Annotated in this window: 23 protein-coding genes and 1 pseudogene; all 24 read right to left on the reverse strand. The window is 66.7% G+C overall.

Annotated features, from left to right (window positions below; all coding sequences use genetic code 11):
* Window positions 1–6 precede the first annotated feature (6 nt).
* The 24 genes and pseudogenes from E6K79_01390 to E6K79_01505 all read right to left on the reverse strand — a co-directional run bounded on the left by E6K79_01390 (window position 7) and on the right by E6K79_01505 (window position 25,808).
* The gene (locus E6K79_01390) at window positions 7–975 is read right to left on the reverse strand and encodes a hypothetical protein (protein ID TMQ66604.1); all 969 of its coding nucleotides are present in this window, start codon (window positions 973–975) and stop codon (window positions 7–9) included.
* A 276-nt stretch (window positions 976–1,251) separates the two neighbouring features.
* The gene (locus E6K79_01395; GenBank protein ID TMQ66605.1) at window positions 1,252–2,382 is read right to left on the reverse strand and encodes a hypothetical protein; all 1,131 of its coding nucleotides are present in this window, start codon (window positions 2,380–2,382) and stop codon (window positions 1,252–1,254) included.
* Between the two features lie 3 nt (window positions 2,383–2,385).
* Entirely contained in the window at window positions 2,386–4,185 is a 1,800-nt protein-coding gene (locus E6K79_01400; GenBank protein ID TMQ66786.1) for a methylaspartate mutase, read from the reverse strand.
* A 20-nt stretch (window positions 4,186–4,205) separates the two neighbouring features.
* Window positions 4,206–4,604, reverse strand: coding sequence for a hypothetical protein (locus E6K79_01405; protein TMQ66606.1), 399 nt, complete (start codon window positions 4,602–4,604; stop codon window positions 4,206–4,208).
* Window positions 4,588–5,037, reverse strand: a complete 450-nt coding sequence (locus E6K79_01410) for a hypothetical protein (GenBank protein TMQ66607.1) — start codon at window positions 5,035–5,037, stop codon at window positions 4,588–4,590. The genes E6K79_01405 and E6K79_01410 overlap by 17 nt, the downstream gene beginning before the upstream one ends.
* The gene (locus E6K79_01415) at window positions 5,021–6,490 is read right to left on the reverse strand and encodes a glycine dehydrogenase subunit 2 (GenBank protein ID TMQ66608.1); all 1,470 of its coding nucleotides are present in this window, start codon (window positions 6,488–6,490) and stop codon (window positions 5,021–5,023) included. Before E6K79_01415 ends, E6K79_01410 begins: the two co-directional genes overlap by 17 nt.
* Entirely contained in the window at window positions 6,478–7,866 is a 1,389-nt protein-coding gene (locus E6K79_01420; GenBank protein TMQ66609.1) for an aminomethyl-transferring glycine dehydrogenase subunit GcvPA, read from the reverse strand. The genes E6K79_01415 and E6K79_01420 overlap by 13 nt, the downstream gene beginning before the upstream one ends.
* Window positions 7,863–8,249, reverse strand: a complete 387-nt coding sequence (gcvH, locus tag E6K79_01425; GenBank protein TMQ66610.1) for a glycine cleavage system protein GcvH — start codon at window positions 8,247–8,249, stop codon at window positions 7,863–7,865. Before gcvH ends, E6K79_01420 begins: the two co-directional genes overlap by 4 nt.
* A complete protein-coding gene (gene gcvT / locus E6K79_01430) occupies window positions 8,246–9,379 on the reverse strand; it encodes a glycine cleavage system aminomethyltransferase GcvT (GenBank protein ID TMQ66611.1) in 1,134 nt (377 codons plus the stop codon). The genes gcvH and gcvT overlap by 4 nt, the downstream gene beginning before the upstream one ends.
* 66 nt (window positions 9,380–9,445) lie before the next feature.
* Window positions 9,446–12,291 (reverse strand): annotated as a pseudogene (gene uvrA, locus E6K79_01435) (excinuclease ABC subunit UvrA).
* A 103-nt stretch (window positions 12,292–12,394) separates the two neighbouring features.
* Entirely contained in the window at window positions 12,395–13,585 is a 1,191-nt protein-coding gene (locus E6K79_01440) for an FtsX-like permease family protein (protein TMQ66612.1), read from the reverse strand.
* A gap of 3 nt (window positions 13,586–13,588) precedes the next feature.
* Entirely contained in the window at window positions 13,589–14,842 is a 1,254-nt protein-coding gene (locus E6K79_01445; GenBank protein TMQ66613.1) for an FtsX-like permease family protein, read from the reverse strand.
* Window positions 14,839–15,501, reverse strand: coding sequence for an ABC transporter ATP-binding protein (locus tag E6K79_01450; GenBank protein ID TMQ66787.1), 663 nt, complete (start codon window positions 15,499–15,501; stop codon window positions 14,839–14,841). Before E6K79_01450 ends, E6K79_01445 begins: the two co-directional genes overlap by 4 nt.
* A 175-nt stretch (window positions 15,502–15,676) precedes the next feature.
* Window positions 15,677–16,855 (reverse strand): efflux RND transporter periplasmic adaptor subunit, encoded by a 1,179-nt coding sequence (locus E6K79_01455; GenBank protein ID TMQ66614.1) that lies wholly within the window; start codon window positions 16,853–16,855, stop codon window positions 15,677–15,679.
* A 31-nt stretch (window positions 16,856–16,886) separates the two neighbouring features.
* Window positions 16,887–18,404: a TolC family protein gene (locus tag E6K79_01460; protein ID TMQ66615.1), complete on the reverse strand. Its 1,518-nt coding sequence runs from the start codon at window positions 18,402–18,404 to the stop codon at window positions 16,887–16,889.
* A gap of 44 nt (window positions 18,405–18,448) precedes the next feature.
* The gene (locus E6K79_01465) at window positions 18,449–19,126 is read right to left on the reverse strand and encodes a hypothetical protein (GenBank protein ID TMQ66616.1); all 678 of its coding nucleotides are present in this window, start codon (window positions 19,124–19,126) and stop codon (window positions 18,449–18,451) included.
* Window positions 19,127–19,374: 248 nt separating this feature from the next.
* Window positions 19,375–20,094 (reverse strand): energy transducer TonB, encoded by a 720-nt coding sequence (locus E6K79_01470; GenBank protein TMQ66617.1) that lies wholly within the window; start codon window positions 20,092–20,094, stop codon window positions 19,375–19,377.
* Window positions 20,095–20,174: 80 nt separating this feature from the next.
* A complete protein-coding gene (locus tag E6K79_01475; GenBank protein ID TMQ66618.1) occupies window positions 20,175–20,888 on the reverse strand; it encodes an energy transducer TonB in 714 nt (237 codons plus the stop codon).
* Window positions 20,885–21,403, reverse strand: coding sequence for a biopolymer transporter ExbD (locus E6K79_01480; protein ID TMQ66619.1), 519 nt, complete (start codon window positions 21,401–21,403; stop codon window positions 20,885–20,887). Before E6K79_01480 ends, E6K79_01475 begins: the two co-directional genes overlap by 4 nt.
* 38 nt (window positions 21,404–21,441) lie before the next feature.
* Window positions 21,442–21,882 carry a biopolymer transporter ExbD gene (locus E6K79_01485; protein ID TMQ66620.1) on the reverse strand — a complete coding sequence of 147 codons (441 nt, stop codon included), beginning with the start codon at window positions 21,880–21,882 and terminating at the stop codon, window positions 21,442–21,444.
* 1 nt (window position 21,883) lies between these two features.
* A complete protein-coding gene (locus E6K79_01490; GenBank protein TMQ66621.1) occupies window positions 21,884–22,606 on the reverse strand; it encodes a MotA/TolQ/ExbB proton channel family protein in 723 nt (240 codons plus the stop codon).
* An 89-nt stretch (window positions 22,607–22,695) separates the two neighbouring features.
* A complete protein-coding gene (locus E6K79_01495; GenBank protein ID TMQ66622.1) occupies window positions 22,696–23,034 on the reverse strand; it encodes an STAS domain-containing protein in 339 nt (112 codons plus the stop codon).
* Between the two features lie 36 nt (window positions 23,035–23,070).
* Window positions 23,071–24,939 (reverse strand): tetratricopeptide repeat protein, encoded by a 1,869-nt coding sequence (locus tag E6K79_01500; protein TMQ66623.1) that lies wholly within the window; start codon window positions 24,937–24,939, stop codon window positions 23,071–23,073.
* A complete protein-coding gene (locus tag E6K79_01505; GenBank protein ID TMQ66624.1) occupies window positions 24,936–25,808 on the reverse strand; it encodes a hypothetical protein in 873 nt (290 codons plus the stop codon). The genes E6K79_01500 and E6K79_01505 overlap by 4 nt, the downstream gene beginning before the upstream one ends.
* Between the last annotated feature and the right edge of the window lie 254 nt (window positions 25,809–26,062).

The raw sequence follows: 26,062 nt of genomic DNA on the forward strand, positions 1-26,062 counted from the left end.
GACGCCTCACTGGGTGGCGAAGAAGCCGGTGAGCCACGACTGGCCGAAGGTGAGGAGGAGCGAGCCGGCGACGATGACCGCGATGAGGAAAATCTTGACCGTGTCGGAGGCCTTGAGGCTCCCCAGAAGGCGCGCGTCGTTCGAGAGGAGAGCGCTGGCCGCGAAATATTCCTCGCCGATCAGCGTGTAGTCGCAGGCGACGACGAAGAACGGCATCTGATGCACGTTGGCGGTGCCGGCGATCTGGATGGCCCCGACCGAGTGGCCGGTCTCCGCGAGGAGGAGCGATTCCGCGAAGAAGGCGCCGAGAAGGAAATTCGCGGCGGGACGCTCCCGGAGCATGATGCCGTTGACCGCCGCGACGTAGGCGAACTGCTCCGAGGTGATGTAGCGGACCTGGTCGCTCCGGTACGCGTCGGACCGGCCCACGTCCGCGTAGGCCGACTTGACTACCTCCTCGGCCACCGTGTAGACGCCCGGCGAGTTCGCGGGAACGAGCAGATTGGTCTCGTACTTGGCGGCCATCCGGGCGACCTTGGTCAGGAGGATCATGCTCGCGATGGTCTGGATGTCGTCGATCTCCTGAACCCCGGGCACGTAGAGGATGCCGCGCCCCATCTCCGTCGCTCGTCCGATCGCTTCCTCGATCGCGGCGAGCCCGGGGATCTTCCGGAAAGACCAGCGAACCCCGCTCTCGGCCTGGCGAATGTAGAAGAAGAGGAGAAAAAAGAAGATCCCTGCGACCACCAGGACGTTCAGCTTGGTCCGGTCGAACCACGCGGCGAGGGCCCGCGTCGGCGCGGAGACTTCGGAGTCGAGCTGAGGGTCGGTCGGCTGGGCGACGAGCTGATATTCGTAGAAGACGCCGGTCTGGACGGCGCCGTCGCGGAAGGAATGGGCCGTCCCCTCGATGGTGATCACCGGCGCGAAGGTCCCCCCGCGCTCGCGGCGGACGAGGACCCACTCCTTGGCCACGGGCGCTGGAGCGGTCCATTCGAGGGTGATGCTTCCCCCGCCGTCGTTCGGCGTGTCCCTTGCTCTGAGCGGGAAGGCGGCTGCGGGGGAGGCCAACAGGAGAGAACAGAGGAAAAACACGACTGAAACGGCCGCCGGGAGGTGTACGCCCGCTCTGCCACGCTCGACGCCCAGCACGCGAATTCGACCCCTCCCTACGTCTTACGTCCGGCGTTCCCAATCACGTTAGTGGCGCTCCGGCGCGGGTGTCAAGCGGCATCTGCCCGTTCCGAGGCTCTAGGACTCGATCATCTCCACGTTCGCGCGCGGCAAGAGCGTGCGTTTGCCGTCTCCAAAATCCACCTCGAGGACCCGGACTTTAGCTTCGGTCTCGAGAGGGACGAGCTCGGGCGGCAGGGACACGACCTTCCCGAGGCGCCCGAAGTACGGCTCTCGAATGGCGCGGATCAGGCTCCCGACCGTGAGCCCCTCGGGCTCGGCACCGTCGGCGCGAGCCTCCGCCGGGATCGCCTCCGTCAGGCGGGGCGCCACGATCTCGGGCCTGAGCACCCCCGCGCGGATCTGCGTCGCGCCGCTCACGGAGACCTTTCGCCCCTCGCAGCTTTTCAGGAGCTCGAACGTCCGGCCGGCCATCGGAATCTCTCCGAATCCCTCCGTGACGACGAGCGTCAGCCCCTTTTCCTCGGAGCCGGTGATCGCCACGCCCAGGTCGTAGCCGAGGAACTCGCGGAGGTCCTGGTCGTCGAACCCGCCGATGACCACGGCCTTCGCGCCGAGCTGGATCGCCCGGTTGAGGACCCTCGTCGTGACGTGCGATCCCCCCACGAGGACCTTCCCCCGTACATCGCTCCCGAGATTCGCCTCGGTCAGCGCCTCCCCCGGTCCCGCCACGCAGACGTGCAGCTGCCCGCTGATCTCTCCCCCGATGCCGAAGATCCCCTGGATGAAGGTGCCGCGCGTCTCGACGGTGACCCCCTGGCTCTCGTGCACCTCGACGACCGTCCCGTCGACGTAGGCGTCGACCTCGACCGGAATCGGCGGCTCGCGGAGCAGGGCCTGGCCCGTGACCGTGGAGACGCTCTCCACCGTGCCGTCGGTGGGCGACAGGACCTTCGACCGGAAGAGCCCGAAGAAGGAGCGGCTTTCCGCGATCGCTTCCCCTTTCTTCACCGGGGATCCGATCGGCTTCACGAGGCAGTCCGGGACATCCTCGGGGAGAACGCCCATGATGTTCGCCGCGTTCACGGTCTGGACGTTTCCGGGCAGCTCGGTCCGTGCGACGATCGTCTCGGCCTCGACCTTCTGTCCGACCGAGACCAGAACGGTTCCCGCGAGCGGGAGCTTCCTCTCCCGACGCAGCGTCGTGAAGGCGGAGACCTTGAGTCCGGGCGTGTACGAGTGGGCCATGCGTCAGACCTTCACGGCGGCAACGGGGTAGGCATCGAGCGCCTCATTCCATTCCGCCAGCTTCGAAATGCGGCGATCGCGGTCCGCGGGGAGCGTGAACGGCTGGCGACCCCGACAATCGAAGATCACGCCCACCACGCCGCCCTTCAAGACCACCTCGCGCTCACGGCCCTTCCCGGCGCCGACGTCGAGCCCCCGCTCGGGATTCAGGACGGCTTTCACCGACTCGCCCTCCGGCACGGGAACGAGCTTCAGATACCCGTACGGGATCGACAGGGTCTCCCGGCGTCCGTCCGGGAACTCCAGGGAGGCGCGCAGGGCCGTGACCCCCTCCTTCCCCGGGCCGACCGGCGCCACCGTCGAGCCGAGACGGATGAGGCAGTCTTTCTCGAACACCTGCTTCGCGGCCCTGGGATGCACGGTCGACAGAACGCCGAGCTGCGGCATCATGAAGATGGAATCGACCGCCAGCTCGGTCACGTGCTCCGGGAGGAAGGCGTCGAGAAGCATGAGCGCCGCCTGGGCCCGGCGCGGCGCGTGCGACAGGACGCCGCCGCTTCCCACCAGAAGGTCCAGGTGGTCGAGCCGCACCAGCGTCTCGCCGCTCCCCGTCTGCTCGAAGGTGTCCGAGATCGTCCGCTCCTGCTGCACCCCCTTGAGACCGACCGCCAGCATCTTGTGCTGCTCGAAGGCGAGGCGCAGCGCCTCCCGGGAGATCGCCTGCTCGATGATCAGCTCTTCCAGGGTCTGGGGAATCGTCGTCGGCCGGATCATCTTGTTCTTGATCCGATTTCTGAGATCGTGCTCGCTGATCTCGAACGGCACCCAGCGCAGGATGTTCGGGAGGCCGGCCTCCGCCAGGACGTTCGAAACGCTGTACGACATCCCGAGGTTGGCGCTGACCGTCCGGTTGAACACGCTCTGGAACACCGAGAAGACGTCGGTCGTCGCGCCGCCGATGTCCACGCCGATCACGCTGATCTTCTCGTCCCGGGCGATCGTCTCGATGATGAGGCCCACCGCGCCGGGCGTGGGCATGATCGGAACGGGCGACCACGTCATCAGCTTCCGGTAGCCCGGAGCGTGCGCCATCACGTGCTCCATGAACAGGTCATGGATCATGTCGCGCGCCGGGGTCAGGTTCTCCCGCTCGAGGACGGGCCGGAGGTTGTCGGTGATCTTGAGCGCGGTCTTGTGCGCCAGCCGCTCTTCCACGATCTTCCGCGCGTCCTTGTTCCCGGCGTAGATCACCGGCAGCTCGTACCCGGCGCCGAGGCGCGCTTTCGGGTCCGCCGCAGCGAGCAGCTCCGCCATCTCCGCGACGTGGGAGGTCGTCCCTCCGTCCACCCCGCCGGATAGGAGGATCATGTCGGGGCGAAGTTGGCGGATGCGCTTGATCTTCTGGTACGGCAGGCGGCCGTCGTTGCTCGCGATCACGTCCATCACGATCGCCCCGGCGCCGAGCGCGGCGCGCTGGGCGCTCTCCCCGGTCATGCTCTTCACCACGCCCGAGACCATCATCTGGAGGCCACCGCCCGCGCTGGAGGTCGAGATGTAGAGATCGACTCCCTGCGTTCCGGACTGGGGGGTCATGATCCTCTCGCCGTCCAGGATCTTCCGGCCGGCGAGCTCCTCCACCTCCATGATCGCGTTGAGGACGCCCCGCGTCACATCCTCGAACGGGGCTTCGACCGTGGTCGGCGCCTCGCCGCGAACGATCAGGCGATATTCGTCCCCGCGCCGCTCGATCAGGATCGCCTTCGTCGTCGTGCTCCCGCAGTCGGTCGCGAGTATCGAATTGATCGCTTCAGGCTTTGGGATCGTCACGGAGAATCCTTCCCTTTCCGGGCCTGATCGCGGGCCGCGCGCTCCTCGGCCTTCCGCTCGCGCTCGGCCTGCCTGGCCTTCTCGTCCCGGTCCTCGATCTTCACCAAGAGTACCTCGATGTTCTCGCGCCGCTCCATGAGCGCCGCGAATCGCTCGTATTCCGGGACCGTGAAGAGCGCCCGGACCATCGGCTCGAAAAAGTAGAGCGCCTGGCTCCCCAGGAAGGAGAGCGGCTTCACGCTTTCGAGAAACAGGATCGCCGGAACCGTCATCCGGCGCGACACCGCGAACTCGGCCAGCCGCTCCAAGAGACGCTCGTCTTCCGGAGAGCGCCCGCCGTCCCGAGCCGGGTCGGAGCCCGCGGGCGGATCAGGCCGCCTAGGCTTCCGCGGCACCTCGCCCGATACGGGCTTCGACGAACGCCACCACTTGATCGCGATTTCCTCCAAAGAGAAGCCGGACGCCTCGGTAGGCTTCCAGCCAGTTTCGCCGGTCGAATGGGCTCAGGAACACGCCGGTCCGATCCACGGTCATCCGCCGCATCTCCGTCCACGGACGCACGCGCGAGACCCCGAGCGAGCGCACCTCCAACGACTCCTTCGTCAGTCGGTAGCTCGTCGGGAGCAGAAACGAAGAGAGCGACGCCAGGACGAAGCCCGGAGCGGCCACGCCCAGGAACGAATCGTCGGTTCCCTTCTTCACGAGCATGCCCAGCACGACCGCGGCCACGATCAGCACCGCGGCGGCGAGGGGACGCTCACGCGCCGGCCAGGCGGTCCAGCTCAGCTCCCCTGCCTTGCGCGGCCGCTCCTCATGCGGCTCCGCCATGAGCCTCCGTGTCCTGCCAGCTGAGCTCCAGTCTCCGCGCGGCGCGGGCCTCGTCGAGGCGGCGTACCGGCGTCTTCGTGGGAGCGGCCTTGACCCGAGCCGGGTCCTCGATCGTCTCCCGGTCGATCGTGAGCATTGCCTCGGCGAACGAATCGAGGCTCGCCTTCGTCTCCGTCTCCGTCGGCTCGATCATGAGCGCCTCGTCCACGATGAGCGGGAAGTAGGTCGTCGGGGCGTGCATGCCGAAATCGAGCAGCCGCTTCGCCACGTCGAGCGCCTTCACGCCCCGCGCCTTCTGCCGGCTCGCCGAGAGGACGAACTCGTGCATGCAGTACCCGGGGTGCGAGGGCGCGTAGGCCTCCACGAGGCGCGCCTTGAGATAGTTCGCGTTCAGGATCGCCTCGCGGCTCACCTCGGAAATCCCCGTCCCGCCCAGCGTCCGCATGTAGCAGAGCGCGCGGAGGAGGATGCCGAAATTGCCGTAATGCGAGTGGACCCGGCCGATCGATCGGGGCCGCTCGTAGCTCCAGCTGTAGCGCTCACCATTCTTCTCGAGCACGGGGAGCGGGAGATAAGGCTCCAGCTCCTGCCGGGTGCATAGAACCCCGCCGCCGGGGCCGCCCGTTCCGTGGGGCGTCGAGAACGTCTTGTGGAGGTTGATGTGGGCGAAATCGAACCCCATCGCGCCGGGGTTCGCGAGGCCCACCATCGCATTGAGGTTCGCGCCGTCCAGGTAGAGGAGCGCTCCCGCTTCGTGAACCAGGCGCGCGATCTCCCCGACGTGCGTCTCGAAAATCCCCAAGGTGTTCGGGTTGGTGAGCATCATCGCGGCCGTCTTCTTGGTGATCGCGTTCCGCAGCGCGTCCATCTCCACGCGCCCGTCCGGCCCCGAAGGGACGGTCACGACCCGATAGCCGACCTGGTGCACCGTCGAGGGGTTCGTGCCATGGGCCGAATCGGGGACGATGACCTCTTCGCGGGCGTCTCCCCGATCGCGGTGGTAGGCGCGCGTCATGAGGATCGCCGTGAGCTCGCATTGCGCCCCGGCCACCGGCTGCGTCGTGATCGCGGGCATCCCCATCACCGTCTTGAGCCAATCTTGAAGCTCCCAGATGACCGCCATCGCTCCCTGCGAGGTCTCCTCCGGCTGCAACGGATGCAGCATTGCAAATCCCGCAATACGGGCCACTTCATCGTTTAGCTTCGGGTTGTACTTCATGGTGCAGGAGCCGAGCGGATAGATCGCTTTGTCGATGTGGTGGTTGAGCGTCGAGAGGTTCACGAAGTGGCGGACCGCGACCGGCTCGGACACCTCGGCAAGGGCGGGGGCCGCGCGCCGCAGGCGATCCTTGGGGATCACGCGCTCGGCTCCCTGCGCGGGCACGTCGAGCGGCATGAGCCGCGGGCCGCGGTGCCCAGGAACCGAGAGCTCCCTCAAGGTCAGCTCCGACACGCCGCCTCCGCCGGGGCCTTCGCCGCCGCGGTCCTCGCCCACTGGGCCGCGGTCTCGACGTAACGGTCGAGCTCTTCCCGGCTCCGCTTTTCCGTGACCGCCACGAGAAGATCCTTGCCGCGAGCGCGATCGAAGCGTGCCAGCGGAATCCCGGCCAGAATCTTTCGCTCGAGCGCGGCGCGCGCAAACGCTTCCGCGCTCCCTGGGAGCCGGACGACGAACTCGCGGAAGTAGGGGGCGTCCCCGTTCGCCAGGGTGATTCCGGGAATTTCGGCCAGGCGTCCCGCCAGGTAGTGCGCCCGCTCCAAGCACTGCGTCGCCACGTCGCGCATTCCCTGCGCCCCGAGGAGCGCCAAATGGACCGTGTTCGCGATCGACATCAGCCCTTGGTTCGTGCAGATGTTGGATGTCGCCCGCTCCCGGCGTATGTGCTGCTCGCGGGTCTGGAGCGTGAGCACGTAGCCGCGCTTCCCGTCCAGGTCGACCGTCGCGCCGGCCAATCGGCCGGGGAGCCGCCTCACGTCGGTCTTCCGGATCGCGAAGAAGCCGACCAGGGGACCGCCGTAGCTCATCGGGACGCCGATCGGCTGGCCTTCCCCGACGACGATGTCGGCGCCGTCCTCGCCCGGCGGCGTGAGGATCGCGAGCGCGACCGGATCCGCGACCGCGATCGAGTATCCGCCCGCCGCGTGCGCGGCCTCCGTGAGGACCTTTCCGTCCTCGACGATTCCCTCGAAGTTGGGCTGCGGCCAGATGACTGCCGCGATCTGCGGTCCCTCGGCTCGCGCGATCGACGCCGCGGACGTGCGCCCTCCCGCGAGCGGAAGGTCCTCGACCGTGAATCCGCCGGCCGACGCGTATGTTCTCAGTACTTCGCGGTAATGCGGGTGAAGCCCCGCCGAGACAAGGACGCGCGTCCGGCCGGTCGCGCCGGCGGCCAGGTGCGCGGCCTCGGCGGCGGCGGTCGCGCCGTCGTACATCGAGGCGTTGGCCACCTCCATGCCCGTCAGCTCGCGGATCAGCGACTGGTACTCGAACATGACCTGGAGCGTTCCCTGCGAGACCTCGGGCTGATACGGCGTGTAGGCGGTGGCGAACTCCGAGCGCGAGATGATCGAGCGGAGGGCGGCGGGGATGAAATGGTCGTAGATCCCGCCTCCGAGAAAGCAGGCGTAGCGGCTCGCGTCGGCGTTCCGCTCCCCCCACTGCTCGAACTTCCGGGCGATCTCGTACTCGGCGAGCGGCGCCGGTAGGGGGAGCGGTCCCGTGACGCGGAACTCCTCGGGGATCGACGCCCAGAGCGATTCGAGGTTGGGCGCGCCGATCCGCTCCAGCATCTGGCGGCGCTCGGCGTCGCTCCGTCCGACGAAACTCACGCGTGCGCCCCCAGGTGCTTCTCATAGGCGCCCGCGTTCAGGAGCGTGTCGATCTCCTTCGGGTTCGCCACGCGGATCCGGACCATCCAGCCCTTGTCGTAGGGCGACTGGTTCACGAGAGCCGGATTCTCCTTCAGCTCGGTGTTCACCGCCGTCACCTCGCCGCCCACCGGCGCGAAGAGATCGCTCACGGTCTTCACGGCGTCGATCGTACCGAATGCCTTCATCTGGGCTACCTTGGTCCCCGGCGCCGGCAGCTCGACGAAGATCACGTCCCCCAGCTCTCCCTGGGCGTAGTCGGTCACGCCGACGATCACCTCGTCGCCCTCCACGCGAATCCACTCATGCTCCTTCGTATAGTGAAGGCTCTTTGGTACGTTCATTTTGGGCTCCTGGGTTTCGGCGATTTGACGGATCCGTTGCGGTAGATCGGGCGGGACGTCACGGCCGCGGGGGCGCTCGTGCCGCGCGTGATGACCTCGACGCGGGCCCCGGGCTTCGCCGCGTCGCCGGCGAGATAGGCCATCGCGACCGGCCGCCCCACGCTGATTCCCATCGACCCGCTCGTCACGCGGCCGACCGGCTTCTCGTCGAAGCGAACCTCGCAGCCCGCCCGGGCGATCCGGTCTTCTTCCAAGACCAGGCCCAGGAGGCGCCGATTCACGCCCGCCTCCTTCACGCGGCGGAGCGCGTCCAACCCGATGAAATCCTGCTTCTCCCACCGGACCGTCCAGCCAAGCCCCGCTTCGAGCGGATTCGTGGTCTCGTCGATATCGTTTCCGTAGAGGCAGTAGCCCATCTCGAGACGGAGCGTGTCGCGGGCGCCGAGGCCGATCGGGCGGATCCCCTCGCTCTTCCCCGCCTCGAAGACGCGGTCCCAGAGATCGAGGGCGCGCGGAGCCCGGACATAGATCTCGAAGCCGTCCTCGCCGGTGTAGCCGGTCCGCGAGACGAGCGTCCAGTCGTCCCCCGCGCCCTCCTCGAACGCCTCGTAGAAGCCGAGGGCCCGAGCGCGGTCTCCGTAGAGGCGCGCCACGACCGCCTCCGCCCGGGGACCCTGCACCGCGAGCTGCGCGGTCTGCGCGTTCTCGTCGACGACGGTAACGTCCGCCGGCGCGTGCCGGCGGATCCAGGCGATGTCCTTCTCGAAATTCGACGCGTTCACGACCAGGAGGCGGTCCGGACCCGAGGCGTAGACCAGGAGATCGTCGATGATCCCGCCGGTCTCCAGGCACATGGGGGTGTAGACGACCTTTCCACCCGGAAGATTCCCCGCCTCGTTCGTGACGAGGCGGTTGGCGTAGGCGGCGGCGCCGGGACCTTGAAGCCGGATCTCGCCCATATGCGAGACGTCGAAGACCCCGACGCCAGAGCGCACGGTCCGGTGCTCGGTCAGGATCCCCTCGTACTGGATCGGCATCTCGTGGCCGGCGAAGGGCACCATCTTCGCCCCAAGGGCTACGTGACGGGGATGGAACGGGGTCCGCTTCGGTGCGGTTGCGGTTTCGAGCATCCTCTTTCCATTGGGACAGTTGCGGCGTGAAAGGCGGTCGCTACCTTACCACATTCGCGGGGGATTTCAAACCGCCGCCTGGGCCGTGCGGCGCCGTGGGCGGGCCGGCTGGAGGAGCGGGCGCAACGCCTCGCCGGTGAACGAGTCGGACACGGCCGCGACGGCTTCCGGCGGGCCCTCGGCGATGATCCGCCCGCCCGCCTCTCCCCCTTCGGGGCCCAGATCCAGGATCCAGTCCGCCCGCTTGATCACATCGAGGTTGTGCTCGATGACGATGACCGTGTTTCCCCGCTCCGTCAGACGGTCGAGCACCTCGAGGAGCATCCGGACGTCCTCGAAGTGGAGCCCGGTGGTCGGCTCGTCCAGGATGTAGAGCGTCCGCCCCGTCTCGACCCGGGAGAGCTCGGTCGCGAGCTTGACGCGCTGTGCCTCTCCGCCCGAGAGGGTCGTCGCGGGCTGGCCCAGGTGGACATATCCGAGCCCCACGCCCTGGAGCGTCTCGAGCTTCCGACGGATCGCCGGGATGGGACCGAGGAGCTCGAGCGCGTCGTCGACCGTCATCTCGAGCACGTCGGCGATCGACTTACCCTTGTATGTCACCTCGAGCGTCTCGCGGTTGTACCGCTTGCCGCGGCAGACGTCGCACGTGACGTAGACGTCGGGGAGGAAGTGCATCTCGATCTTCGTGAGCCCGTCCCCGGCGCAGGCCTCGCAACGGCCCCCCTTCACGTTGAAGCTGAACCGCCCCGCCGAATACCCGCGCACCTTCGCTTCCGGGACCTGCGCGAAGAGGTCGCGGATCAGGCCGAAGACGCCCGTGTACGTGGCCGGGTTGGAGCGCGGCGTCCGCCCGATCGGCGACTGGTCGATGGCGACGACCTTGTCGATCTGGTCGAGTCCCACGATCCGGTCGTGCCGTCCCGGGGTCTCCTTCGCCAGGTGAAGCCGCTTCGCGAGCGCCTTGTAGAGAATGTCGTTCACGAGGGTGCTCTTCCCCGAGCCGGAGACCCCCGTCACGCAGACGAACGTGCCCAGAGGGAACCGGGCGTGGATCGACTTGAGGTTGTTGTGGCGCGCTCCGATCACCTCGAGCCGCGCCCCGCTTCCGGAGCGCCGCGTCCGCGGCACCGCGATCTCGCTCGCCCCGGCGAGATACCGGCCGGTGAGCGAGTCGGGCGTTGCCCGGACGGATTCGAGCGTGCCCTGCGCCACGAGGTAGCCGCCGCGGCGGCCCGCGCCGGGACCCAGGTCCACGATGTGGTCCGCGGCCTCCATCGTCTCCCGGTCGTGCTCCACCACGAGAACCGAATTGCCGAGGTCGCGGAGCGCCAGGAGCGTGCCCAGGAGCTTCTGGTTGTCGCGGGGGTGGAGCCCGATGCTCGGCTCGTCGAGGATGTAGAGGACCCCGGTGAGCCGCGATCCGATCTGGGTCGCCAGGCGGATCCGCTGCGCCTCGCCCCCCGAGAGCGTCGATGCGGCGCGCTCGAGCGTCAGGTATCCCACCCCGACGTCGAGGAGGAACTGGAGCCGCGCCAGAAGCTCCTTCACGATCGGCGCGGCGATCGAAGATTCCCGCGGCCCGAGCGAGAGCCCCCGGATCGTCTGGAGCGCCCGCTCGACCGACTGGGCGGCCCATTCGGCGATGTTCTCCTTGCCGATCCGGACCGCGAGCGCCTCGGGGCGGAGTCTCGCCCCGCCGCAGGACGGGCAGGGGCGCTTGGACATCGCGGCCTCGATCTGAGATCGGATGGAGTCGGACTTGGTCTCCCGGTACCGGCGCATCATCTCCGGGATCACGCCGTGGAATTTCCCCTGGTGCTTCCACACCTTGCCGCTCTTGAGCTTGAAGCGGTACTGGAGCTTCTCGTCGCCCAGGCCGTGGAGGATCGCGCGCTGCGCCGCGGCGGGGAGCTTGGCGAACGGCGTGTCGAACGAGATGCCCAGACGCTTCGCGAATGCCTGGAGCAGCCCCTTCGTCCACGTCCCCTCCGGATCGCCCCACCAAACAACCGCCCCCTCGCGAAGCGACTTCGAGCGGTCGGGGATCACGAGGTCGGGATCGATCTCCAGCGTCGTCCCCAGGCCGTCGCACGCCTTGCACGCGCCGTAGGGACTATTGAAGGAGAACGACCGCGGCTGGAGCGGCTCGTAGGAGATCCCGCATACCGAGCAGACGGCGCTCGCGGAAAGAGTCTCCTCGCTTCCGTCCCCATGGACGACGAGCGCCATTCCCTCGGCGAGCCGCGTCGCCGTCTCCAGCGATTCGTGAATCCGGCTCCGGCGCTCCGGCTCGGCCGCCAGGCGGTCGACCAGGATCTCGATCGAGTGTTTCCGCTTCTTGTCGAGCGTCAGCTCCTCCTCGAGCTCCTTCCAGACGCCGTCCACGCGCGCGCGCACGAAGCCGAGCTTCCGCCACTGCGCCCATTCCTTTCGGTATTCGCCTTTCCGGCCGCGCACGACGGGGGCGAGGATCTGGAGCCGCTGCCCCGCGCGCGTCGCGAGGAGGGCGTCGACCATCTCCTGCACGGTCTGGCTCCGGATCGGCCGGCCGCAGTTCACGCAGTGCTGCACGCCGATTCGCGCGAAGAGGAGCCTCAGGTAGTCGTAGATCTCGGTGACGGTGTGGAGCGCGGATTGCTGCCCGCGGTCCGCTGCTCGATCGAGATCGCGGGCGAGAGGCCCTCGATCTGATCCACGTCGGGCTTCTCCATCTGCCCCAGGAATTGCCGGGCGTAGGCGGAGAGCGATTCGACGTAGCGGCGCTGGCCCTCAGCGTAGAGCGTGTCGAAGGCGAGCGACGATTTTCCCGAGCCCGAGACGCCGGTCAGGACGACGAGGGCGTTCCTCGGGATGTCGAGGCTCAGGTTCTTGAGGTTGTGCTCGCGCGCTCCGCGCACGCGGATCCAATCCACGGTGGCCTTTCGGGAAATGGGGGTTTGGAGGTCCCGACGAGTTCCGGGCGAACACCCGAGTTTAGCATACCAAGGGAGGGGGGCTCCCCCGGGCCGCCCACCCTCACTCGTACCGGAGGGGGTAGAGCCCGAAGAAGAGGCCGATGGCCGTCGAAGAGCCGAACGCGAGCAGGATGCCCCAGAGAGGCACCGCGAAGCTGAGCGGCGTGACGATGTCGATCAGCTTCCCGACCCCGAGCCCCACGACCACGCCGATCACGCCGCCCGCGCCGGTCAGGGTCATCGCCTCCACGAGGAACTGCCAGAGGACGTCGCGCTGCCGGGCTCCGAGCGCCTTCCGGACGCCGATCTCACGCGTCCGCTCGGTCACCGAGACGAGCATGATGTTCATGACCCCGATTCCCCCGACCATCAGCCCGATCGAGGAGATCGCGACCATGACCAGGTAGAACGCGCCCGTGATCTGGCTGTAGAGATCGACCAGCGACTGGTCGGTGAAGATGGCGAAGTTGTCGCCCTGGCCGTACTGGACCTTCCGCTGCCGGCGCAGGACCTCCCCGATCTGCTCCTTCGCGGTGTCGATGAGCTCCGGCGACACGGGCTTCGCGTTCAGGACCATTCGGAGCTTCGGCCCGAAGAGCTTCTCGAGCGTCGTGTGCGGAACGAGCACGATGTCGTCCAGGCTCTGCCCGAGAAACTTGCCGCGAGGCTCCGCCTGCCCGATGACCGTGAACGGCTGGCCGCCGATGTAGATGCTCTTCCCGATCGGGTTCACGTGCGGAAAGAGCGTCTCGACGTGATCGACGCCCAGGACGCAGACCGGGGCCCGGTGATCCACCTCCGCCTCGGTGAAGCCGCGCCCGTTGTTGACCGCGTAGTTGTTGGTCACCATGTAGTCTGGGGACGTTCCGATCACGAAGGTGAGGCGGCTCTCCGTGTCACGGTAGCGAAGCCGGAGCTCTTCGAAATTCAGCGGCGCCACCGCTTCCACCGCGGGGCAGAGGCGCCGGATCGCGTCCGCGTCGTCGGGCGTGAACCATTTCCGGCGCCGGAGGCTGTCCGGCATCTGCCCGACCCAGGCTCCCGGCGCGAAAGGCCGGATGTAGAGGACGTCCGTTCCGAGCGAGGCGAGCTGCGCCTTCATGCTCCGGTTCAGCCCCTCGATGATCGAGATCATCGCCATGATGGCGGTGATGCCGATGATGACGCCGAGGACGGTCAGGAAGGAACGGAGCTTGTTGGTCCGGAGCGAGTCGAAGGCGATCGACGCGCCCTCGCGGATCTCGATGGCCACGGGCTACTCCTGCCGGAGCGCGACGATCGGATCGAGGCGGGCCGCCCGGGTCGCCGGGTAGACGCCGAAGAAGAGCCCGACCGAGGAGGCCACCGCGAGGCTGATCGCGACGGACCAGGGCTGAATCGACGCGGGGAGCGGCGTGACCGCCCGGATCAGGAGCGCGAAGGCGATGCCGCAGAGGACGCCCAGGATGCCCCCGAAGAAGGCGAGGACCACCGCCTCACTCAGGAATTGTGAGAGGAGATCCGATCGCCGCGCGCCCACCGCCTTTCGGATCCCGATCTCCGGGGTCCGTTCCGTCACGGCGACAAGCATGATGTTCATGATCACGATCCCGCCGATCACCAGCGAGATCGCGACGAGACCGATCGTGCCGGCGAAGATGCCGCCGGTCAGGGTCTGATAGAGCGCCATGTAGGTCTCGGCGGTGCTGATGGCGAAGTCGTCCGGCGCTCCGAGCGGGACGTGGCGGGCGGAGCGGAGCACGACGCGCGCCTCGTCCGAGAGGCGCTCCAGGTCGACGCCCGGAATGGCGCTCACGAGGATCGTCAGCGATCGACGCGCGCCGAACATCTTCTCGAATTGCCCAAGCGGCACGACAACGAGGTTATCCTGGCTCTGCCCCAGCACGTTGCCGCGCGGAACCACGGTCCCGACGACGAGCAGCTCATGCCCCGCCACGCGGATCGACTTTCCGATCGGATCGACCTGGGGAAACAGCTTCTCCGAAACCTCGGAGCCGATCACGCAAACCGACCGGCGCCGGGAGATGTCGCTGTCTTCGAGCGCCCGGCCTTCCTCCGTCTCATACTTGCCGACCGATTGGTACCCCTCGGTCGTGCCCAGCACGCGGACGTTCCGAAGCTCCGTTCTCCCCGCCCGGACGCTCTTGTTTGTCTCAGCCTGGGCCACGACCCGGCCCGCGAGCTGCATGCGGTCTTGGAGCGCGCCAGCCTCGAATTGCGTCAGATCCTGCCGCTTCGCGGCAAGCCGCCACGCGTCGTCATCCGTAATGAGGCCGAACTTGTCGACATAGATCACGCGAAGGCCCTGCTCGAGGATCTTCTCGGAGACGTAGGTATTCAAGCCGTCGATGATCGAGACGACGGCGATGACCGACATGACGGCCACGACGTTGCCGAGAACGGTGAGGACGGTGCGGAGCTTGTGCGCGCGGAGGGCGCGAACCGCGATCTTCAGATTCTCCGTCAGCGCGATCCAGAAGTCGCCCCGGATCGGGCGCTCAGGACTCATGCGGGGGACGGCGCGGCCGTCCTTGTCGATCGATCGCTCTCGATGCGGCCGTCGCGCAGCCGCACGATGCGGTGGGCGCGTTCGGCCACCTCTTCCTCGTGGGTGACCAGGATGACCGTGTTGCCGCGGCTGGAGATGTCGTCGAGCAACGCCATGATCTCGAGGCCGGTCTTGGAGTCGAGGTTGCCGGTCGGCTCGTCGGCGAGGACCAGGGACGGCCCGTTCACGAGCGCGCGGGCGATCGCGACGCGCTGCCGCTGGCCGCCCGAGAGCTCGTTGGGGCGGTGGTGCGTCCGGTCGCCCAGCCCGACCATCTCCAGCATGCCGCGGGCGCGCTCGCGGCGCTCCTTGGCCGGCCTGCCGGCGTAGATCAGCGGAAGCTCGACGTTGTGGAGCGCGTCCGCGCGGGGGAGGAGGTTGAAGGTCTGGAAGATGAACCCGATCTCCTGGTTCCGGATCCGCGCGAGCTCGTCGTCGTCCCGCTCGCGGATCTCCGTGCCGCGGAGCTTGTACGATCCGCTGGTCGGCGTATCCAGGCAGCCGACGATGTTCATGAGCGTCGACTTCCCTGAGCCCGACGGGCCCATGATCGCCAAATACTCGCCCTTCCGGACGTGAAGGGAGACGCCGTCGAGGGCGTTCACCTCCGTCGAGCCCATCTCGTAAACTTTGCGGATGTCGGTGATATCGATCAGGGCGCTATTGTCGCTCGGGCCGGCGCTCACGATTGCTCCTTCCCCTTCGGCTTCTTCGGCTCCTCGATCTTGACCTTCTGTCCCGGTTTCAGCGTTCGGAGCGTCTTGTGGGGCCCGATCACGACCTTGTCCCCGGGCTTCAGCTCCCCGGCGACCTCGAAGTCGGTGTCGCTCGCGGGAATTCGGCCTTCCCGCCCACGATCACGAACACGCCGCGAATCTCTTCCGTCTTCTTGGCCTTGGGATCGGTAGGCGCCGCGGTCGGGCCGGCCTCATCCGCCTTCGCGTCGCGGGGAGCCGACTTCCGCTTCCCCTTTACCGGCGGCTTGAGATCGTCGGGAGTCCGCACCACGACCGACTGGATCGGCACGGTGAGCACGCTATCCCTGGTCGCGGTCTTGATCTCAACGTCCGCGGTCATCCCGGGGCGAAGCATTCGGGGGGGATTGTCGATCATCACGTCCACCTTGAAGTTGGTCTGCTGCTCCTGCGTCGCGACGTCCTCGATCGTGGGCGAGTTCGCGATGTCGGAGACGCGGCCGGTCAGCGTCGTGTCGGGGAGCGCGTCGACCTTCACCTCGGCGCTCTGCCCCAGCGTGACCGTCGAGACGTCCGTCTCGTCCACGTCCGCTTCCACCTTCATGCGGGCAAGGTCGGCCACCGTCAGGATGACCGTGCCCGGATTGTTCATCGTCCCGATCACGGCGATCTCCCCCCGCTCGATGCTGAGCTGGGTGATCGTGCCGTCGATCGGAGCGTCGAAGCGGGTCTTCCGGAGGTAGTCCTCCGATACCTGGACCGCCGCCATCTCGCGCTCCACTTCCTCGCGGTTCGAATCGACACGGGCCTTGTCGGAGTTCCGCTGCGTCCTCGCCTGGTCCAGCTCCTCCGGCGAGACCAGCTTCTGCGCGGCAAGCGATTCCTTCCGCTGCAAGGAGGCCTCGGACTGCTGGAGCGCCGCATCGGTCAGGCGGAGGTTCGACCGGGCCGCGGCCAATGCCGCGGTCGCCTCGCGGAGCTGCGCCCGGTACTGGGTGTCGTCGATCTGGAGGAGGAACTGACCCTTCCGCACGCGATCGCCCTCCTTCACGGAGAGCCGCACCACCTGGCCCGGCACGTTGGCGCTCAGCTTGACCTGGGTCTCGGGCTGAACCCGACCCGGCGCCCGCACCGTCGCGGAGATCGACCCCCTCTTCACGTCACCGGCCTGGACGGCCACCTGCCCGCCCGCGGATCGCCTGAGGTTCGAGATCACGATCACGAGCAGCACGACCGTCCCGATCCCGATCCACAAAATCCGCTTTCCGCCGCCGCTCATTCCGATCTCTCCTCCGGTGCCGTTCGAGAGGCTAGTACCGCTTCGCCCCGACCGCGAACTCGAGCCCCGCCTCGGCGATCCTGGCGTCCGCCGCCGCCTCCACCAAGCTCTGGCGGGCGGTGGCCAGCCCGACCTCCGAGGTCAGGAGGTCGAGGTACGTCCCCGCGCCGAGCTCGTAGCGGCCCTTCGAGAACTTGTAGTCCTCCTCGGCCGAGGTGAGCCCTTCGCGCGCCACGTCGATCCGCTGGACCGCCTCGCGCAGCGTGAGCCACGCCTGCTGCACTTCGACCGCCACGTCCAGCTCCCGTTGACGCCGCTGCGATTCCGCCTCGAGCATCGCCCCCTTTGCCTGGCGCACCCTGCCTTCGATCGCGAGACCGTCGAAGATCGGCAGCGACGCCCTCAGCGAGCCCTGCCACTCCGTGGCGTAGCGGGTGGGACTGAAATCCCCGAACGGCCCTTGGACCGTCTCGTCGATCCGAGACCGGTCGACGGTGACCGTCGCTGTGACCGACGGGAGCCGCACGGCCCGCGCGCCGAAGAGGTTTGACCGAGCGGCGCTCTCCGCCGCCTTCGCGCTCTCGAGACGCGGCCGTGCCGCGATCGCCAGTCGGATCGCGGCGGCGGAATCGGGGATCACGATCCCCTCCTCTACTTTCGGATCGGGGACGATTCGCTGCCCGGGCCGGACTCCGATGATCTGCCCCAGCTTCGCGGCCTGGATCTCGACCTGACTCTCGGCTTTCAACCGGTCGCCCTGCGTCGTCGCGCGCCGGGCCCGAGCCTTGAGCACGTCCCCCCGCGCCACCGTGCCCACCTGGAAGAGCGCGTCGGCCCGCGTCTCCTCGTCGCGCGCGAGCTTCTCGGTCTCCCGCGCCACTTGGGCCAGCCGATCGGCCTTCAGCAGGACGAAATATTGCTGCTTCACCTGGTAGACGACCTGGTTCCGCGTCTCGATCTCGTCGAACTCGCTTCCTCGATGCACGTGATCCCGGCGCCGCTTCTCCACGATCGAAGCGGCGCTGATCACGTTCGACGACGCGGTCGCGCTAAGCGTGGTGAACTCCTGCTTCGTGTTCACGCCGAGGAACGTGCCCGACGGATCGAACAGCTGCGAGCGTGCCTTGTCGGGCCGAATCTGCGTGTACGACGCCTCGGTCGTGACCGACGGGAGGATCCCGCTCCAGCCCCCGAGCGCCGACCCGCTTGCCTGGCGCGAACGCGCGTGCGCCGTCCGAATGTCCGCGTTCCGCTCCAGGGCGGTCTGGACGCAGCGGGCGAGGCTCCACCGCTCGCCTGCGGGGACGGTCGATGAGGTCAGGAGGCTTTCGGCCGCGGTCGTGGGGGCAAGCTGGATGGTGTCCGCGGCAGCGGCGGGCCGCGAGGCTTCGGGCGGCGCCTTGGTCTGCCCGGCTGCCGGCGTGAACACCGCCGCCGGCAAGGTGAGCGCGAGGAGCACCAGCGTCCAATTTCTTCCCCAGTTCATCCGACTTACCCCCATGACGGTTCGAAGCGACGGCGCCGCAAAGTGATCCCGATCAATACGCATGATCTACCGCGATTGTTTCCAGCCAGTTCCCAACCGACGCGTCCCTACCTCGAGATCCCGGACAGGACGGCGCCGATGAGGAAAGCAGGCAGGACCACGAGCACTCCAAAGCTGAATTTCTTCTTCGCGAAGACGGATACGCCGACGGCGGAGACCGCCCCCGACCAGAGCATCAGGGGATTGCTCAGGGTGTCGAGAAATCGCCCGAGGAAACCGGGATCCTCGCCGAACAGGTTTCCCAGGCCGAGGCGGATGTCGAGCGTTCCCTTTCCAAGGGCGAGTCCCAATCGAACCGCGACGTCGACGAGGCCGATGACGGCCGCGTGCGCCGCGACGCAAAGGTAGTGCTGGAATCTGAGCCGCGCCCCCAGCATGAGATTGCCGATGAAGAAGAGGAGCGCGGAGTTGAAGAGCAGAACGAAGGCGACCACGACGACGGCGGTGGTGGCCCCGATGACCGGCGCGGCCGGAGAGTCGAAGAACTTCTCCATGGCGCCGATCATCTCGGGCGGCTTTCCCTTCGCCTCCATCTTGGCGATGGCGTCGCTCTTGACGATGCCCGATTGGAAGATCGCGACCGCGAAGGCCGCCTGAGCCAAGACAACGAGGATCAACGGAATCAGGAAGCGCGGCTTCGCGGCCATCCCCTCGAAGGTTTTCCTGGGATTCGCGAACACCCCGATGATGCTCTGAAACGCCGATATCGAGGGCGCTGCTTCCACCCCATTGGCGTCGCCGGAGCCGGGCGCGGAGTTCCTATCACCCTCCATGTTATTGACCCCCCGTCATTTGCGAAGCCGCCTTCAGCGAGAACATGAGCCCGAGGAAGGTGCGGCCGAAGCGCGGAAATGCTTATGGAGAAGAAGCTTGCCCGGACCAAGCACGACCAGCAAGAGTAGGCTGCGGGGGTAGCGCTGTCAAAGAGAAATGGGGTCGAGGAGCGCTCGGGAGCGCCCCCCGGCCACGGCGTTCAAAGCTTGAACTCGATTGGAATCTCGACCCATACGGCGACGGGGTTCCGCCCGGAGAGGGCCGGGTGAAAGCGCCACCGGGCGATCGCTTCCCGCGCGGCGTCGGTCAGGCCCGAGACATCGCGCAACACCGTGATCCGCGTGACCTGCCCGTCCCGGCCCACGAGGACGTGCAACACGACGCGGCCCTGGATCCCCTGCTCGCGCGCCCAGTCGGGATAATCGGGTGCGGGGCGGTAGATGGGAACGGGCGGTTGGTCGAAGGCGACGAATGCTCCTTCCGAGGGATTCCCGTCGACCGCGGGCTCGCCGCTGGGCTCGCCGCTGGGTGGCGGCGCGGAGGAAGGCGGCTCCCTCCTCGTGTCGTTCCCGATCGCCTTCACGTTCCGGCTCGGGTTATCGAGCGTGGGCGGATCCCATTGGACGGGCTTGAACACGCCATTGTCGGTCGGATTCGTCGTGGGGCGCTCGGAGGGCGGCATGACCGGCGGAGGCGGCAGGTCGGTCGGCGGGACCGGCATGACGTGGATCGCCGTCTTGTACCAGGTTGGTTGCGTCTCGACAGAGCGCGCTTGGAGCCAGAGGACGCCACCGAGGACTGCTAGATGCCCAACACCTGAGATCGCCAACGCACGGCTGAAAAACCGGCGGGCGTTCGCGCGAATCTCCGGGGCACCGATCGGAATCCAGCTGGGGGGAGGGACGGTCGCGGCGGTCATGGCGCGTCGACCTTTCTTGTCCCGGCTCCGTCCCGCCGCGCGGCGGCGGCGGGAGATCTACGCGAGGGGGGTGAAACGCTCTAGAAGTGGAAGTCCATCGGCACTTCCACCCACACGGCCACCGGCTTGTTGTTGCTGAGCGCCGGCTTGAAGACCCACTGCTTGATGGCGGCAACTGCGGCTTCGTCGAGCATCTTCACGCTTCGGATCACCTTGACGTTCTTGACCCGCCCATCCTTTCCGACGAGGACGTGGAGCACGACGCGGCCCTGAACCTGGGCGTCGCGCGCCATCTCGGGATACTTGGGCGTCACCTGGGTTACGGGCACCGGCTCGTCCTCGTAATACACGAACTCCCCTTCGCCCGGCAGCTCATCCGAGGCGATGACGAGGCTGTCCTTGCCGGCGGTACCCAAGCCGACCGGAGAGAGGGCCTGCGAGAGCTCCTGCTGGGTCATGATGGTCTGTTCGGGCGCCTGCGCATCCGGAACCGGGACCGGCGTTCCGATCGTGGGCTTCACGATCTCCTGATTGATCGGGATCACCGGCGGAGGCGGCGCCGAGGAGAGCGGCGGCGGCGGCGGCAGGGTCTGCATCTTGATCACGCGTCCCGTGTAGGCGGCCTCGTCCGGCGGGTGCCAGATCTGGGTCAGCATGTAGATTCCGATGATCGCCAGATGGATTCCGGCGGAAATGAGGAGCCCCTTCCGGAACATCCGCTGCGAGTTCGCCTTGAGATCGGCGGCTCCGATCGGGACACGCTCGAACACGGTCGAAGCGACGGTGGAGGTCACAGACCCGCGATCTCCTTCCTGTCCGCGTCGTCGAGCGGCGCCAAGGAGAATCGATTCAGCTCGGCGAACTGCAGCTGGTCGATGATGTTCACCATGTACTTGTACTTCACGGTCCGATCGATCTTCACGAGGACCACCAGCTTGGGATTCTTCTTTCCTTCCGCCGCGAAGATCGCCTCGAGCTCATCGAACTTCGCCTCCTTGGGCGGGGCCTTGGCCAGCGTCCAGAACGCGCGGACCCCTCCCTGCGTCGTGTCCGCGGGTGCGACCACCCGGAGTGTGAACACGTTCGACTCCGCGATCTCGACCTTGGCTTTGGGGTCCGGCGGGAGGTTGATCTCGAGCGCCTGCGGCTTGCGGAATACCGTGGTGCACATGAAGAAGATGAGCAGGAGGAACGCGACGTCGACCATCGGGGTCATGTCGATCTTGACCCCGATGCGCTTCGGCGCCCTCTTCCGAAGTCCGCCCTTTTTGTGTTTTACGCCAGCTTCAGGGGTGTCTACGGCACCCATGGTACGTCACTTCCTTTCGGTGTCGCGGCGGTCGGCCGCTACCTCATTGCCGACTTCTTGCTCGCCACCAGCTCCGTGACGAGTTCGAACGTGATCGTATTCGTCTTCTGCATGATGGCCATGACGTCTTCCATCGTCCCGTATTCCGAGTCCTTGTCCGCCTTAATGGCCACGCGGAGCCGGGGGTTGCGATGGCGCTGATCCAAGACCAGCTGCTCCAGGCTCACCATGTCGGTTTCCTGCTGAGGGTTCTTCCCCACCTGCCAATACAGCTTGTTGTCCTTGGATATTCCCAGAATCAGCACATCCGACTCGGGCACCTTGAGATTGGAATGGCTATCCGGGAGGGCGATCGGCACCTTCTGGGGCGGATCGAACTGCGACGTCGACATGAAGAAAATCAGCAGCAGGAAGGCCACGTCGACCATCGGCGTCATGTCGATCTTGACGCCGATCCGCTTCATCTTCTTCGCAGCCATGCTACTTCGTCGCCTCCTTCAGCGCCAACACCTCGACGACCTCGAGGGTCGCCTCGTCCATCATGTAGTTGAAATTGTCGATCATCGTGACGAACACGTTGTAGAGCACGATCGAGAAGATGGCGACGAAGAGACCGCCGGCGGTGTTGATGAGCGCCTCGGAGATCCCGACCGCGAGCTTGACCGCGTCCACCGATCCGGTGTGTCCCAGCGCCGAGAACGACCGGATCATTCCGATCACCGTTCCGAGAAGACCGACCATCGTCGCGATCGAAGCGATCGTGGCGAGAGCGATCAAATTCCGCTCGAGAAGCGGAACCTCGAGCATGTTCGCCTCCTCCATCGCCTTCTGAACCTCTTGGAGCTTGGCCTGGCGATCGATCGGCGCGGTGCGCACGAGCAGATAGCGGTCGAGGCCGGCCCGGAGCACGTTCGCCAACGAGCCCCGCTGCTTCGAGCAGAGGTCCGCGGCGCCCTCGATGTCCATGGTGTCGATCTTCTTCCGAACGTTGCGCATGAAGGTCGGGATCGGATCCTTGCCCCTCGCGCGGGAAATCGTGAAGAGGCGCTCGAACACGAGCGTCACGGACATGATCGAAAGCATGATGAGCAGCGCCACCAGCGGTCCGCCCGACTTGATGTACTCCGGGAGAAACATGTAGATGACGATGGAGATGGCCAGGGCGGCCACGGCGACGATCGTGATGAATAAGCCTTGTCTCACTACGACTCCCTCCTCTTCCGAGATGAGAACGTCCTACCGGGCTGGACGCAAAAAGTATGCATCAGGCCCGAACTGACCGGCAATACCTGTTACTTGAAGCTCTTCGAAGCCTCATCGCAGCTGTCGTACACGTCGAAGACGAGCGAGAGCTTCGTCACGACGAAGATGTTCTGGATCTTCTTGTCCACGGCGCAAAGCTTCATCTGCGCGCTGCGCTTCGCGTAATTCGAATGACCCGCGATGAGCACTCCCAGCGAGACCGAGTTCATGAACGTGGTCTGCCCCAGGTTGATCAGCAGTTTCTTGTTTCCCGCCTCGCTCAGCTCCTTGATCTTGGCCGCCAGCTCGTCCGTCTCCTTGCCGCCCAAGAGCATTCCCTTCGGCGTGAGGATCGTGACGTCACCCGAGGTCCGGACATCCAAGCTCATCGTGCCTCCCTGTTCGCGGCATCCCGCCGCGTTGGCCTACGGAGTGCTGGCACCAGCGCCAGACGGTTTGGCGCCCGCGCCTGTCGATTTGGCGCCTTTGCGCTGTAGCTGCTGCTCCTCCCATTTTCGAATGATCTCGAGTCCCCGCGATGCTTCACGGTTTGTCGGGTCGATCTCGAGCGCTTTGTTGAACTCGAATTTCGCTTTATTTTGATCGCGGCATTTGGAGTAGGTCTGTCCCAGCCAGATGTGGCCCTGCACGTGGTCCGGCGTCAGCTCGGTGGCCTTCTGGAACAGCCCGAGGGCCTCCGAGCAGTTGTCCATGAGCAGGAGCGCCAGGCCGGCCCCCCGGTACGCGTCGGCGTTCGCCGAATCGGCCGCGATCGCCGCGCGGTAGGTCTCGAGCGCCACGGGGAGCGAGTCCGGCTCCATCGTGAGCATCGTCTGGCCGATCCAGATCATTGCCCGCACGTCCTTGGGATTCACCGCCAAAGAGCGTCTCAGGATCTCGATCGCCTTCGCCTTGTCGCCGAGCTGGAGCCTCGAGAGGGCCAGGTTCAAGAGCGCCGGGACGAACACGGAATCGGCCTGGAGCGTCCGCTCGAAATACGGAGCCGCCGACGCGAAATCCTGCCTCGAGAAGTAGAGGAAGCCGAGCTGGAAATTCCCGTCCTTGGTCAACGTCGAGTCCTGCGCGAGAGCCCGGGTCAGATGCTCGAATGCCTTGGCGGAATCGCCGGCCGCGACGAACAACGTTCCGACGCGAAGGTTCTCCTCGGCGGTGAGCGAATCGGTGGCGGAGGCGTACTGGTCGCAGTACGCGAGCGCGCTGTCGCGCCCGGCCTCCCCTTGTTCGGCGTAGAGCTTGCAAAGCGCCCCCAGGACCTCGGGAACGCCGGGCTTCATCTCGTTCGCCTTGGTCAAGGTGATGACGGCTTCCACCTTGTCGTTGGAATCACGGCTGTTGGATAGCGCTCGGCCCGATTCCAGATAGCCCTGGTAGTCGTCGGGCACGAGGCCGGTGTAGACCTTGAAATTATCGGCGGCTTCCTTGTATCGCTTCGCGCGATAGAAGAGGCGCCCCGATTCCAGATACGCGGGCGCGTACGTCGAATCCTGCTGCGTCGCGGCGATGAACGCGGTGAGACCCGCGTTGAACTCGTTCATCCCGACGAGCGCCTTGCCGTAGAGGTAGTGGTACTCGGGATTTTTCGGATCCAGCTCGGTCGCGCGGCCGTACTCCGGCGCGGCCAGGACCGGGATCTTCTTCCGCATGTAGAACCCGCCGAGATCGACGCGGACGCGCAGGTTGTTCGGGTCGGTCTCGCGCGCGCGGATGAATACTTCTTCCGCCTGCTTCAGGTCGCCCTTCCCCTCCAGGGCAAGCGCCAAGCCCGCGAGAAAGAGGGCTCTCCCCTGCTTGAGAAGGGTTCCCTTCCGGAAGACCTTAGCGGCGTCGTCGTACCGCTTGTCCTCCAGGTACGATTGGCCCAGGGCGTAGAGCGCCGCCGGATCCTTAGGGTCGTACTTGACCGCGTCCTCGAGCTTGGCCGTGCCCTCCTCCTTCTTGCCCGTCTTGCGCAGGAGTTTTCCGAGCCCGGTGAGCGCCTCCGGGTACTTTGGATTCAGCTTGAGCGCGGTCTGGTACTCCACGAGCGCGCTGTCGGCGCCTTCGGGCGTGCCGAACCGCTCGAGGGCGGACGCGAGGTAGTAGTGCGGCTTCGGGCTGTTTGGATCGAGCTTCTGGGCCTTGCTGAAGAGGTCGAGCGATTCCCGGATCTTTCCCTCCCGGAGCATGGAGATCCCCTGCTTGATTAGGTCTCCCGAGGAGAGAGCCCACGCCGGAGGGGTCGCCAGGGCGAGCACGAGGATCGTGGCGGGCACGAGATAGCGGACGAGCTTCACTCTACCCCCTCGGCCGTGCGGATGATCCGGATGGGAACGGTGGCTGGGGCGTAGCCGTGCCGCGCGATGATGCGCTGCCCGTCTATGCCCGAGACGAAGTTGATGAAGCTCGAGACGGTCGCGGCCGGATGAGCGCTCGTCGCGACCGAGATCGGTTTCAGGAGCGGGTACCGGCGCGTGAAGAGCGTCTCGCGCGTCAGCGGAATCGACTCCAGCCCGATCGCCTGGGAAACCCGAAGCGTCTTCACCCGCGAGCCGACGCCCTCCGCCAGCGGCCGCGACACGCAGGCGAGCGCGTTTCGCCGAGTCGCAACCACCTCGACGACTTCCTCCTCCGTCGGCGGCGCGTAGACGGTCGGCGCGTACGGGTCGCCTCCGAGGAGCGCCTGCTCCAGGTAGGCGTAGATACCGAGCCGCGGCCCCGCTGTCAGGGTGATAATCTCTCCTCCTTGCCTCCAACCGAGGGAGGCCCATTCCTTCGTTTCGCCGCGGTAGACGGCGGCGAGCTCCGTGCGCGAAATCTGCTCGATCGGCGAGGCCGGGTTCACGATCACCGCCACCGCGTCCCACGCGACCGGGAATGCTTGCATTCCATCCCGCCGGATCGCCGCCTCGACCTCCGGGTCCGTCAACTCCCTCAGCAAGAGCGACATCGAAACCTCACCGTTCACCAGCTGCTCCATTCCTTCCGCGGAGCCCGATGGCCGTATGACGATCGAGTCCGCGTCCGGGTACTGATCCCGGAATTCCCGGATTTCGGCCCGGAACAGAGGAGACAGGTACTCTGTCCCCGCGAGCGTCAGCGGCGGAGAGGATGTCTTCCGAGGGGGGGATGGCGATGAGCAGGCCCCGCAGGCCAGGGCCGCCATGACGAGCGCCGCCCGAGAAAACCGAGCGCGCGACGCCCGGCGAAAGCCACTCACCTCGTAAGACTACCCGCCCTCGTAACCCCTGTCAATCCCTGCACATTTCCGCGCCTTCCGGGCGCCGAACCGAGCCTACTGGGGATACCCCGCCGGGAGCCAATTAATTCCCCGTAACGGCCGCGACCGCTTGCAAAAACGCCACCCACGAGGGGTGGCTGCACGGCGTCGCGCCGTCGAAGAGTGGGGGAACGTACGGT

The organism is Candidatus Eisenbacteria bacterium (genome assembly GCA_005893305.1).
Classification (GTDB): Bacteria; Eisenbacteria; RBG-16-71-46; order SZUA-252; family SZUA-252; genus WS-9.

Coding starts and splice junctions, on each gene's coding strand:
- E6K79_01455 (TMQ66614.1), bottom strand. CDS start 16,855: ATGAGCGGCGGCGGAAAGCGGATTTTGTGGATCGGGATCGGGACGGTC.
- E6K79_01460 (TMQ66615.1), bottom strand. CDS start 18,404: ATGCGTATTGATCGGGATCACTTTGCGGCGCCGTCGCTTCGAACCGTC.
- E6K79_01480 (TMQ66619.1), bottom strand. CDS start 21,403: ATGGGTGCCGTAGACACCCCTGAAGCTGGCGTAAAACACAAAAAGGGC.
- E6K79_01470 (TMQ66617.1), bottom strand. CDS start 20,094: ATGACCGCCGCGACCGTCCCTCCCCCCAGCTGGATTCCGATCGGTGCC.
- E6K79_01445 (TMQ66613.1), bottom strand. CDS start 14,842: ATGAGTCCTGAGCGCCCGATCCGGGGCGACTTCTGGATCGCGCTGACG.
- E6K79_01410 (TMQ66607.1), bottom strand. CDS start 5,037: ATGGCGGAGCCGCATGAGGAGCGGCCGCGCAAGGCAGGGGAGCTGAGC.
- gcvT (TMQ66611.1), bottom strand. CDS start 9,379: ATGCTCGAAACCGCAACCGCACCGAAGCGGACCCCGTTCCATCCCCGT.
- gcvH (TMQ66610.1), bottom strand. CDS start 8,249: ATGAACGTACCAAAGAGCCTTCACTATACGAAGGAGCATGAGTGGATT.
- E6K79_01485 (TMQ66620.1), bottom strand. CDS start 21,882: ATGGCTGCGAAGAAGATGAAGCGGATCGGCGTCAAGATCGACATGACG.
- E6K79_01395 (TMQ66605.1), bottom strand. CDS start 2,382: ATGGCCCACTCGTACACGCCCGGACTCAAGGTCTCCGCCTTCACGACG.
- E6K79_01450 (TMQ66787.1), bottom strand. CDS start 15,501: ATGGGCTCGACGGAGGTGAACGCCCTCGACGGCGTCTCCCTTCACGTC.
- E6K79_01495 (TMQ66622.1), bottom strand. CDS start 23,034: ATGAGCTTGGATGTCCGGACCTCGGGTGACGTCACGATCCTCACGCCG.
- E6K79_01505 (TMQ66624.1), bottom strand. CDS start 25,808: ATGGCGGCCCTGGCCTGCGGGGCCTGCTCATCGCCATCCCCCCCTCGG.